Here is a 12,060-nt window from a genome sequence, read left to right as displayed (position 1 = left end):
CGGTTTAGCCCCGTGCGTACGGGGAACACCTCCACGGATAGGCCATTATGATTACGATGTGCGGTTTAGCCCCGTGCGTACGGGGAACACTCTGTGACGCCCGTTCCTGCAATCTCAAGTATCGGTTTAGCCCCGTGCGTACGGGGAACACTCTCATCTTGTATTTGAGTAAACTCTTTTTCATCGGTTTAGCCCCGTGCGTACGGGGAACACGAGCACCCAAGATGAACGAAGCCCAACAGCTACGGTTTAGCCCCGTGCGTACGGGGAACACTTCGTCAGTAATATCAGCCGAACTATAATCCCCGGTTTAGCCCCGTGCGTACGGGGAACACATTTTATCGTTTACCTCATCCAGTCTGGAGGACGGTTTAGCCCCGTGCGTACGGGGAACACGAATGGGGTGGCTATGGCGACCTACAAGAAGTACGGTTTAGCCCCGTGCGTACGGGGAACACTCATAGCCATAGTAGGGTTAGTACTAACATCGCGGTTTAGCCCCGTGCGTACGGGGAACACCGCGGTGTACGTTGCCGCGAAGCGCTAAAAGGCGGTTTAGCCCCGTGCGTACGGGGAACACAATATTCCGTTTGATTGCCAAGAGCAAATTACCGGTTTAGCCCCGTGCGTACGGGGAACACGGAGGCAAGTAAATGGCTATTCAAAAGAGTGACGGTTTAGCCCCGTGCGTACGGGGAACACGCACACAGCATAGCAGCAAAATTGAGAAATAATCGGTTTAGCCCCGTGCGTACGGGGAACACAATTCAGGTGATGCGGGAAAGACAGAAGAAAACGGTTTAGCCCCGTGCGTACGGGGAACACGCAGGCTGCGGGAATATCCTAAAAGCCCAGCAGCGGTTTAGCCCCGTGCGTACGGGGAACACGCTACTGCGGAAAGCATATCTCAATCATACGCCGGTTTAGCCCCGTGCGTACGGGGAACACTAAACGCTGCACGACTAAATAATCCACTCCAGCGGTTTAGCCCCGTGCGTACGGGGAACACACATCTGCCATGCTAATTCCCTCGTTTTCCAACGGTTTAGCCCCGTGCGTACGGGGAACACACCCAAAGTTTTTCTATTCGCTCTTTTTCCACCGGTTTAGCCCCGTGCGTACGGGGAACACCACATTGGATTGCAGACACTTCATCTAAGTGCCGGTTTAGCCCCGTGCGTACGGGGAACACTCTGCTGTGCAGCTGCATCGACCCACGGTGTTCGGTTTAGCCCCGTGCGTACGGGGAACACGATGACTGTGAGCCCAAACCACCTTGTGAGGGCGGTTTAGCCCCGTGCGTACGGGGAACACTCTAAAATTATATACTTGTTTTTAATAAAGAAAAATCACCTAGTAAAAGTTACCGAAAATTTTAGGTACAAAAGCACCTCTCACTATGAGGTATAAATCTTAATCACCAACTTGTTAAAGAGCATTAAATCGAATTAAAAAGTGGGGCGTTCGCTAATCAGCTCCCGGATTATCATTTGCTCTGGGCGTATACTTCACCAATCTCAGGCCCTGAAAATCGACAGGCATTCTGGCGTTTTCGCCGTAAGTGATAAAATCAAAACCCGACTCGGTATTAGTTGCCCAAGCCATAACCGCATTGCCGTCTTCCGCCAGCTCACTGACCTGAAACCAGATCATTTCACGAATGCGCTTGCTCACATCACCTACATACACACCGGCGCGGATCTCCAGCAGCCACACCGCCAGACGACCTCTTAACCTCGGTGGCACCGCCTCAGTAACAACCATGCACATACTCATAGTGACCCTCCGCTGCGATGGCCCTCGTCGCCTATGGATTCAGGCTCAGGAATAGCAGGCGGTTGTGCGTCAGCATAGGGCTCGGGCGGTGTTACCTCTCCGGCGGCTAATACTTCTTCAATCAGCGGGATAAGGCGTGGTAATACCTTGTCTTTACGGAACGCTTCGCGACAGGCGATGCGTACTTCACGATCGGGGGATTGTGGCCGCCGTTTGGCAATTTTAAACGCCACAGGCACCACGGTATCGAATTTTATAATGTCAGCAATATCATACACAAACGACAATGGCTTGCCTGTATGCAAAAAGCCAATGGCAGGCGCATAGCCAGCGGCCAGCACTGCTGCTTCGGTGACGCCATACAAGCAAGACGTAGCGGCGCTGATACATTGATTGATCACATCGCCCTTTGCCCAATCCTTAGGGTCGTAGCGTCGTCCCTGCCAGCTCACCTGATACTGTTTGGCAAGCAGCTCATAGGTTTTGCGCACGCGCGTGCCTTCAATGCCCCGAAGCTGGTCAACCGAGCGTCGCTCCGGTGCCGGTTCGCCAAAGCGTAGCTCAAACATTTTGCGTACGACTTTAAGTCGCAGGTTTTCATCCAACGCCAGCTTGGCCTGATAGAGCAATTTATCGGAGCGCGCACCGCCGGGCTGACCCGCAGAGTAGAGCCTGACTCCCGCTTCTCCCACCCAAATAAGCAACGTGCCCGTGGTCGCTGCCAACTTCACCGCCGCATGACTCACCCGAGTACCCGGTTCCAGCATAATGCACACCACAGAACCCACCGGAATAAGCATCCGCTCGCCGTTTACTTCATCAATCACAACAAATGCACCGTCGCGCACATCAATACGCCCCATACCAATAAAAATCATGGAGTTACGATCTTTAATTGGAATAGGTTTTAAAGGAAGAAATGCCATTCCCTGCACTCCCAAATTAAGTAAAAAATTAGCTAAGAAAAAGGCGAGTCTCCCCGCCTTACTGATTAGATTACAAAGGTTTAATCAACATCAGCCCGCAGCCAAAAGCTTTGGAGCGGCCGATGCCGTTGAATAATGCCTCAGTAAACTTTTCGGGGTCTGTCACCTCAAGCTGACCGACTATATCGACAGTAGAAAAGCGGATCTGGTTTTTCCCTTTTGCAACCTGGTGTTGCTGATAAGCAAAAATATCGCAATCAGCTAACTCAGCTCTGGCACTCAGGCTCAACAACCGCTCACTCCACCACTGGCGCAACACTAAATCAGTTTTAAACCTTAACCACATTTCAAGTAGATCGCTGCGTGCTATTTGCTCAGAAAGTTGCAATTCCGCTTTCCAATTAGCGACAACACCATCATCAGCAAAATCCAACAATTGGCTTTTAAGCCGAGATTTTTTGCTCACTTGAGGATCTACCCCCAACTTTGTAAGCTCGCTTAGCAATAAACTTTGCTGTGTGTTCATCACCACATCGTGGCGACGGTTGTTTTTACACACCGTCGGATTAAGTGTAATTTGATAGCCGAGCTTTTGTCCCTGATATAATACAGGGTTGAATCGCTTGGTTTGGATAGCAAATATCTCATTATAGTTTTTCGGCTCCTGTGCCGAGAGCACCATAAACTGATCGAGCGCGTCATTGACGGTACAATATAAAAAACCGCGTTTTTGCTCACCGGCAAACAGCTTCCAGAGTAACTGGTGGCTGGCGTAGCAACCATTCACAGCGAGTTTTTGACGCTCCTCTCTGGCCATGGCATTACCCAACAACTTTATCTGACTTAAAAACACTAGCTCCTCCTTACCTTTGATATTCAACCACCAGCTGATGCTCGGTGCGCAAGTCAAACAGCCATTCTTTCCTGTCTATCGGATTATCCCGTACACTCTGAGTATGAACTCGCTCAGTCTGCTCAGCGATGAGATCTGCCCTGTCACCCTGCCAGTAGTAACTCACGGTTTTATCCGGTTTAAGCCAAATTGAATCGGCCTGCTCAGTACCTAGTATCGTCGGGAACTCATGATCTAATGCCGCTTTTAGCGATACGTTTTCAACCAAGGTCGGGCACAGCGGTGCTGCTAATGGGCAAGATTTACGTCCCAAGTACAACATATATTTAGGCCGTAACAATGCAGCGCGGATCACCTCTAACGAGTACGTTGAAGAGCTCGATTCTAGCGCAACAACCCACAGCCCGCTTTCCCGGTAATCACGGTTTGACAGTACGGTGTTTACCTTTTTCGACTTAACCAGTTCGTCACGCCGAGTGTATAGCCGCACTTTTTTATCTTCACTCGGTACTTGCGCTGTATGAAAGTCTCTGAGCAAGCTACCCGCATTGTACTGTTTAACATGGCAGCTTAACGCTTCGTTTAACGTATTTAAGTCGGCTTTATCTTCACGCTTAATGCCAAGCGCAGCAGCAACCAAACCAAGCAATGCGCCTCGTGTCGGGCGAATATTGGTGGGTCGGTCGCCGCCCACAGCCGCGTCTCCCCAACTGGCTAAAGGCCCGTATAGTCTGATCACCAAATAATCACTGGTTTTCATAGAGACCCCATTAATCAGCAGCAAAAGCCTGCAAAGACTTAAAGTTGCCTTCACCTGTTAATACATTGATAGATTGACGACTATCTGCACAAGGCTCATAAACAGAATCAAAGTTCTCGATTTGGCTTTCTAAACGCTGAACAGCGATTTGCGTCACGTTCTCACTCTCGTCAAGGGCCTTTACAGGGCTTACAAAAGCACTTGCAAGTGAACGAGGCTGCTGTTCCCCTTTTTCTACCAGAATGTAAGAGGCATAAGCATGAGATGCAAAACTATTTTGTTTGCCTTTTGGTGAGATTTTCGCGATGCATTCAAGCAAAGAAGCAATGGTTTTGTTGGCAAGCACTAAATCACCAGAAAGGTTATCTACCAACTGCTCTTTATCAATACAGATATAGTTGTACAGCACCGCAGAAGCAAAACCGCTGTCACCAATATGCGCAGCACCTTGATCTCCCTTTCCTGCATTGAGATCGTCTACCGCGGTAAAGTAGTCACTTTCTACCGTGACATTTTCAACACTGATTGCATGTGCAACCTGACACGCAGCTTCAACGTTAAACTCCGGACTCGACGCCAGCATGCGTCCAAACAAAGCAATATCTGCGGCTTGGTTTTCTGCTTTAAGTAGTTGCAACTCGTCTTTTTGCGGTCCGCGATTTTCTGCTGCTAGTTGATCTGCCAATGCAAATACCGCTGTTTTTTCGCTGGGGCTAATGTGTGCCAGCTGCTCAATCTCCAGCGAATCTTTTTTACCTTTGCCAAAAACTCCCGCGATCTCAATTGCCCAAGCTTTGGCGTCTTTCTCTTTTACTTCTTTTTCTATCAAGTAGTTGAATACTTCAACGCCAAGTTTTTTGGTTCTAGTACCAATGTGATCAGCTAAGCTCGTTTGAAATACGTCACTCACCCGCCAATTGCGCTTTGAACTTTGCGAACTGACTCTCAGCCTTTCAAAGCCACCAAACTTGGCTGTTTTCGGTCTACCGGTTTCTTCCCTGTTCAGATTTGCAGGTGCGTATGATGTAAGAGTGTGGATCTGAATAAATTTGCTCATGGTATTTTCCTTATTTATGCCTTGTTCGCTACATCTTTGTAATAGTCCATCGCCCAGCGTACGGCGATCCGCTTGTCAGCCCGTCTGGGCGCCTGATAATTGTGTTCTTCAAACCAGCAGGCGATGTCGTCTGCTAGGCTTAAAATGTTTGTTTTATTGTTCAACTGGGCCAGAAGACGGCTCAATTGTGTAACAAATTCCTGCTCGTTTTTTGCAGCCTGAAGGTTCTGAAATCGCAACTCACTGACTACAGGCTTATCTGCGCCCTCTTCCACATGCCCTAAGTCTCTGGCAAAGGTGCCACGCTCATGATGACTCCGCACCATACTGAGGCTTTTGGCTATCACGGCAAAGCAGGGCATCACCCAGCCCTTTTTATGATTGTGTATCTCGACGGGTAGCGCCTGCCATAGTGCCGAAAAGCCCTGAGTGAGATAAACGTCGTCCAACCTGGAAGCACGCTTAAGCTGGGCACGAAATACTGTTGGCGCTGGCCTGATACTTAACTCAGCCTGAGTTGCCTCATCATCCGACATAGAAACCCACCAGCGAAACACGGTATGAAATGCATCCCAGCTAATTGTATTGAACAGCTGACTTTTTGGTTTGTAATTAAGCGTCATTGGCTTGTGCCTCCTTGTCTTGTGTCTTTAGGTTGTAACGCCGTTTAAAGTCTTTACTTATTTTCTTCCCATGTAACCAGGCGGTCAGCTTCTGTCTTGCTGCCACTTTTCTGGCAATGGCTTTGTTATCCATGGAAGTGCTCAATACCACCTCGTCAAAAATATCTAACGCTGTATTGAGGGCACGATAGAACCAGCGCTTTGCGTCTTCACTTCGTAGCTCTCCTTCAACACAAATAGCCTGAGCTGCAATAAAAAAGTCGCGCTCGCTGCGCTGCCAGTAACTCAGCGTATGCTGGGCCAGATCTGCCTTTACATCTTTTGGCCTATCGAACAGCGCTTCTTTAATTAAGGTACGCATCATGCTGCTAAATTCCATGGCAATCTGAATTGTCTGATTGAGGTCGTGGATCACGCTTGCACGCTTAGCCTCGTCTAGAAAAAACACCGGAAACTGGCTGTCATACCAACCTCTGGCTTTCATATTGTCCATATCAAAGCCAAATGCCCAGAGTCTGGGTTGCTGGTCAACATAGTCCATTTTAATATCGTAAAACTCGTCTATCACTTTGGCTGGATGGTTGCCTTCGCTCTCATTGGCGAAACACAAGGCGTGCCATTGCTTATACTGAATGCCACCGGGCTGCCCTTTACTGGATAGGTTATCTTCATGTGGCTTTTTAGGATTACTGCGATAATGCGTGAGCGGATGCCACCAACTCCCTGCATAGTTGTTGCCATAATTCGTGGTGGCAAAAGACTTCACCAGTACATCACATTCATGGCCTGTCAGTGAGCAAGTGCCTAGTGATTCCTCTGGCTGTAACCGTATGCGTCTCGGCATTGCCCAAAAATGTGTAAGAAAGTGTGCATCTTTAAAAAGCACTTCTGTGCCTTTCTCTTTACTGACTTTGGTATCTGTAAGCCAAGGGAAGATTTGCCCACTGTGCAGTTGCGCATCATTTGCCTTTGGCGCAATACAAACATTCAACCACAGTTTATGCCACAAGCTCGTCGACTCTTCATTGGGTAGTATCAAGGTCGTCAATGGTCCACCACCGCGTAAACCCGTTCTGTAGCCAACGCCCCCCGCTGGCGCATTAATCTGCAAGGTGAATAATGCAAGCGCCGCCATTTCTGGGCTCATCGCTTCAACCTGACCACGTTTTATAAAATGATCTACATTATTTTTAAGCGTGTTGTCACCCGGCGTTTCAATCAACAAGGTGTTGACGTTCTGCGTGCCCGCACTTCGTAACGGATCTAAATCCTGCATAAACAGCGGGCCATCACCAAACAAATTAAATGCATGTGCCGCTTTACTGAACGTCTCTGACAGCGCCTGCTCTGAAGGAGGTGATTCATACCAGTTGTACCAGTCTTCTCCTTCCTCGGGAGAACAACAGGTTTGCAATAAGCTAATGGTAAACTGATACGCTGCTCCGTAAAAATCGGCGCGTGGCAAAGCAAAGTCAACCACATCGGGGTTTGCTATCGCCGATAAAGGCAACTGCGTGATAGAGTTATCTCTTAGCCGATAATATAGCCAAGGGTCCTGTACTAAATTATTCATACCATTTTCCCTAATTGAAATGGGGTCAAGCCCCTTAAATAGGCTATTCACCAACCTCTGTTAGCCCTTTAAATGCATCATATAAAAATCGTTCATCACTTCCTTGCAACCAGCATTGCTTATATTTGAGTGAAGGATAACGCTCCAGCAACCTCTCCAGTTGCTCACTGTATTCATTCGGAATTGGGCTCAGCTTTTCGGCTATGCGCTTTTGATCGACGCGTATTTCACTATGCTGTAGCAGGTGTTTTTCGGTGCAGCCTTCAGCATAGAAGGCCATATTTCCAGATTGATCAAGCTTTAGCACCACAACCTGAATACTGACTCTGTCACTGTATCGGGTGCTTATCTCTAGCTCTTCCCCCATCCACACGTTACCCGCCTGTCGGCAGTAGCCTTCTTTCCAATCCAGTTTCTGAAGCGTTGCCTGATTTTCCATCGCTTGAGTTTGCGCCTGATACTCGCTGTGATAACAATCCAGATCTACTGGTCTGGTGTTTAGCGCAGCCTGGCTGTAAACGCTTTCGATCAAATGGCGTGCATCCTCCGGTAAATACAACCCGCCTTTCTCTCTTAGCACTTTTTGCGTAAGCCATATAATGGCTGGGCTCCGGTAAACGGCGGCCGTACCTGGGTGGCTTTTGTGTAACCAGTCTTTTTCTGGCTCGCCTTGCCACTCAGGGCAAAATACTTTCAATACAGCTGGCGGACGTTTATCTTCTGACAGTGCGGGTTGGTAATTGCCGTGTTCATCTCGGATATGGCGTTTAAGTCGCCCAGCACGCTGTATAAAATCGTCAATGGGGCAAATATCACTGAGCATAAAATCACAGTCCGCATCAATTGATTCTTGAAACACCTGAGTTGAAATCAATATTTGTCCCAGTCTTTGCTGTGTTGTGCTTTGCTTACCCAGTCTACCAAGCACCTCTTTTTCCTTTTGTTTTCTGTCGTATAAGGTAAAGCGACTATGGAACAAAGTGATATGTGTTTGCGGGTAACGCTCTGAGAGTAAAGTATATGCTTGCTGCGCATCCGCGACCGTATTACGCACCCAAACCACAGCCTCGCCGCGTGATGCTCTTGCCACTATCTCTTCAATACAGGCCTGCTCACAGTGGATAAACTCAACCTGCACGGATTTGTGATTTCTGGGTAAGCTTTCCACTGGTTGCTCATTTAATTTCCCTTGTTCATTTACCCAGGTTGCGAGCGGAAAGCTTGTTTTTTGAGTGCACTCGGGAGATTCAAGACCCAGCTCTTCTTGCCAGATCTGGCAAAGCCTGTTGCGTCTTTCTAGCGGCAAGGTCGCAGTAAGCAGGATCACAATGCCGCCAAACCGTAAATGAATACGTAAAAGATCTTCTAGCAAAGTGAACATATATTGATCTGCGGCATGTACCTCATCAAGCACTAGAATCTTACGAAACAAACCATTAAAACGTAGCGTGCTGTGTTTGGAGGCTAAAACCGATAGCAAAGGCTGGTCAACCGTGCCAACGCCAGCATGAGCAAGCAGCGCCTTCTTTTTAGAGTCTGCGTACCAGATATGGCATGCCTGACTTGCTGTTTCATCAGCTTTACCATATTCAAGATCGGGGAGTTGCTCTGTAACTAGTGACTCCTGATAAGCGTCCTCCATCATACTCGCGCCGTGTGCTAATACCAGACTGGCTTTTTTTCCATCAACGGACATCATTCGTCCGTAATGCTGTGCGATACGATGGTACATGGCACTGGAGGTAGCCATAGTCGGTAAACCAAAGTAAAAGCCATCCGCAGCCTTCGCCTGCATTAAACGATGCAATAAGATTAGCGCCGCCTCGGTTTTGCCTGCACCCGTTACATCTTCCAGAATAAACAATTGTGGTGAAGGACCGACAGGCACTTGCTCAGCAAACGACTGCAATGGTGTAGGTGTACTAAAGCCAAAATGCTTAGCGGTTGACTCATAAGGGAAGACCTCTACCTGACTGGTCAACTGCCTATTTGTAAGCACTTTATGTGCCTGTTTTACAGCTTCGAGCCAGTAAGCTTGTATATCCATCGGCTCAGAGTGATATGTGAAATACTGAGTATCTGAGCCCAACCAGTCAGCAAGAGTGCACAAACCAGCAAGGTGCCAACTAGCATACCTTAGGTGATCGCGCCACACTCTATCCGAAAACTTTTCCGTTGGCAGATCATTAGCAAATAGCTCAAGGCAATACGCTATGAACTCTCTACAAGCCTGGTAATTTTCATCGACACAATAGTCTTCTATTCTGCTACCAAATTTGTGCGCTACAACTGGCTCACCGTGATGACCAAAAACACAATTCAGCATGACTCGCACCGAATCTATCTTTTTAAATGCCTGCGTTACTTCGTCCGGTGCACCTTCAATTTGCTTGGCGCAGCTTTTCCAAAAATGATGACCTAACCCATCATGTCGGGCATCTGTTGCAGAATAAGGTTCTCTCGACTTTTTCTGGCTTAAATTACTGTCACTAAATTCTGCTAGGTTTTGAAATGCTGAAGAAAATTTACCCAAGTCGTGAATGGCAACAAAGAATCCGACCAAAGACTTAAGCTGTGGAATAGTTAACCCCAGAAACTCGGCCAAATCTTGTGTAAATTGCTTATTCAAATCCAGATAAGTCAGTGCAACCGCCGCCACATCTAGGCTATGAAATACAAGTAGGTGATAACGGTGAAAAGTTTCGCCCTGTCTGGCGATTTGCCACCCTTTTTTGCTCGCAAGTGCTTTGAGGTGATCGACAGAATTAACGCCTGGATGGCGTTCAACAATATCTTGTAATGACTCGCCATTAATCTCACTCATGCAGTAATCTACCTCGAGTGGCTTTTTAGCTTTGCCCCAATATTTGAACATTAAACTGTTTAGATCTGTCATATTGCTCTGGTCCTTGCTTTCAATACACTCAGCTTACGACGCGAATAAAACGCCAACAATCCTGCTATTACAACCAGTAAAAAATTTAGTAGGTGGATGACGAAGAGTTGCCGACTACATACTGGCAACTATGATCTAGATAAATGCATAAAGAGAGTTTGCTAGGTAGCCCAGTGCGGCAACCAAAAAGCCTACAGAAAATACTCCAAAAATGGCTTTTGTTTTATGATCCGCAGCTGTTAATGCATTTACAAACTTAGCTAGGTTGTGAAAGATCACCAGATTTCCTTCTAATAATTGAACACGTAAAATAGGCTATCATTTGTCCACCCTCAAGGCAACAAAAAACATTGGGTTTCATAACAACTTTATAGCTTACAAAAACCCAAACTTTCTTTATCAAAGATATCACAGTAATATTGATTAGTTCCCTTTTTTAAGGGGCTCAACCGCTATACAGTTGCAGTGATACCTGTATATCAATATGTTCCCCGTTATACGGGGCCGCTGGCCGAGTAGCTCGGCCAGCACCTTCAATCATTCCATAACAACCTTCTGGCCCTCAGCTCTCTATAGCAGGACGATTCCATCACAATTTGCTGTGCTTCCGGGTGTGGGTGCTGAACATCTAACCTCAAAATGCTGATCAGGTAGTTGATCAGTGCAGCGTTGGTTTTAATTTGCTTTTGGTGGTTGTGCATATCAAAGTCGTGAGCGATAACTTGCTGGGCGTACTCGCTGAGTCTTGGGTCGGGGATTATGGTTAAAGTGACTTCCTGCTGCCAGGCTTCGTCGTCTTTTTTGTACTTTTGCGCTTTGCTGATAAATTCTGGGGAGGCAGAGACGATACGCGATAATGAGAAACCCCTAAAGCCTTTGGCTTTTTCACAGTAGGCTCTCAGATGATAGCGCAGTCCAGAGTTAATCAGCGTGTGAGGGCGGATCACGCGCTCGGTTTCACCACCTTCTTTTATAGACTGATAGCGAATATCCAGCACGCTTTGTCGCCGACAGGCATTCAATATGGGCCGCAAAATGGTGGGGTTAAGCTTTCTGTGTGGTAATGCCAGCGAAGTAATCGTTGAGGAACTCAGATTGTGTATGTACTGTTCCCCAGTGAGACTAGTATACTCAGTAAAATCCTGAGAGATATAATTAGGTGTAAAGGGGCTTGCCAGCACATAGGCTTTCTCAGACTCATTATAGCTTGCGGCAATCTGATAACGCTCAATAAAGTCGGTGACATAACGCCGTGCGCTGGGCCTTGAAAGCTTAAATTTGCTCTGGAAAGTACCGGTCTGGATTTCTCCCTGCCAAAACAATACCGCTTCAATATATCTAAAATACAGCTCTTCCTTAGCCTGCATAAAACACTCTGGTAAAATTTTCGTAAAATAAATGTATCAGAACAAACAAAGTAAGTCTTTGATCTGAGATAAACTGACAGTGAAATCACGCTAGCATTTTTTTGATGGTAGATTAATAATCAACTATGGCGGCAGTGTTTCCAATGGGTAACGGTTATATGCAGTTTATATATGATGTGAGTTCGAGTCTCACCCTGCCACCACTTCCAGCCAAGCTGTCCACCGCCTC

At 47.3% G+C, this 12,060-nt stretch carries 10 protein-coding genes and 1 CRISPR repeat array (1 of these 11 running past the window's edge); all 10 genes read right to left on the bottom strand.

Annotated features, from left to right (window positions below):
* Positions 1-1,314: a CRISPR direct-repeat array (repeat unit 29 nt; unit sequence CGGTTTAGCCCCGTGCGTACGGGGAACAC); it reaches 793 nt to the left of the window's first position.
* Positions 1,315-1,467: 153 nt separating this feature from the next.
* Positions 1,468-1,776: a type I-E CRISPR-associated endoribonuclease Cas2e gene (gene cas2e, locus L3V43_RS18625; RefSeq protein ID WP_095727294.1), complete on the bottom strand. Its 309-nt coding sequence runs from the start codon at positions 1,774-1,776 to the stop codon at positions 1,468-1,470.
* Positions 1,773-2,702, bottom strand: coding sequence for a type I-E CRISPR-associated endonuclease Cas1e (gene cas1e / locus L3V43_RS18620; RefSeq protein WP_102058229.1), 930 nt, complete (start codon positions 2,700-2,702; stop codon positions 1,773-1,775). The genes cas2e and cas1e overlap by 4 nt, the downstream gene beginning before the upstream one ends.
* A gap of 70 nt (positions 2,703-2,772) precedes the next feature.
* Entirely contained in the window at positions 2,773-3,555 is a 783-nt protein-coding gene (cas6e, locus tag L3V43_RS18615; RefSeq protein WP_102058228.1) for a type I-E CRISPR-associated protein Cas6/Cse3/CasE, read from the bottom strand.
* Between the two features lie 10 nt (positions 3,556-3,565).
* Complete coding sequence (cas5e, locus tag L3V43_RS18610) at positions 3,566-4,315, bottom strand: type I-E CRISPR-associated protein Cas5/CasD (protein WP_237117189.1); 750 nt, start codon at positions 4,313-4,315, stop codon at positions 3,566-3,568.
* Between the two features lie 10 nt (positions 4,316-4,325).
* The gene (cas7e, locus tag L3V43_RS18605; protein WP_237117190.1) at positions 4,326-5,372 is read right to left on the bottom strand and encodes a type I-E CRISPR-associated protein Cas7/Cse4/CasC; all 1,047 of its coding nucleotides are present in this window, start codon (positions 5,370-5,372) and stop codon (positions 4,326-4,328) included.
* Positions 5,373-5,386: 14 nt separating this feature from the next.
* Positions 5,387-5,995 carry a type I-E CRISPR-associated protein Cse2/CasB gene (gene casB, locus L3V43_RS18600; protein WP_211865358.1) on the bottom strand — a complete coding sequence of 203 codons (609 nt, stop codon included), beginning with the start codon at positions 5,993-5,995 and terminating at the stop codon, positions 5,387-5,389.
* Complete coding sequence (gene casA / locus L3V43_RS18595) at positions 5,985-7,568, bottom strand: type I-E CRISPR-associated protein Cse1/CasA (RefSeq protein ID WP_237117191.1); 1,584 nt, start codon at positions 7,566-7,568, stop codon at positions 5,985-5,987. The genes casB and casA overlap by 11 nt, the downstream gene beginning before the upstream one ends.
* A 43-nt stretch (positions 7,569-7,611) precedes the next feature.
* Positions 7,612-10,464: a CRISPR-associated helicase Cas3' gene (cas3, locus tag L3V43_RS18590; RefSeq protein ID WP_237117192.1), complete on the bottom strand. Its 2,853-nt coding sequence runs from the start codon at positions 10,462-10,464 to the stop codon at positions 7,612-7,614.
* 135 nt (positions 10,465-10,599) lie between these two features.
* Complete coding sequence (locus L3V43_RS18585; RefSeq protein WP_237117193.1) at positions 10,600-10,743, bottom strand: hypothetical protein; 144 nt, start codon at positions 10,741-10,743, stop codon at positions 10,600-10,602.
* 254 nt (positions 10,744-10,997) lie between these two features.
* Complete coding sequence (locus tag L3V43_RS18580; protein ID WP_237117194.1) at positions 10,998-11,831, bottom strand: WYL domain-containing protein; 834 nt, start codon at positions 11,829-11,831, stop codon at positions 10,998-11,000.
* Positions 11,832-12,060 lie beyond the last annotated feature (229 nt).

It is taken from the genome of Pseudoalteromonas sp. L23 (assembly GCF_021728455.1).
Lineage (GTDB): Bacteria > Pseudomonadota > Gammaproteobacteria > Enterobacterales > Alteromonadaceae > Pseudoalteromonas.
The sequence above is the reverse complement of the archived record's forward strand: the minus strand, read 5'-3'. Positions and strand labels throughout refer to the sequence as shown.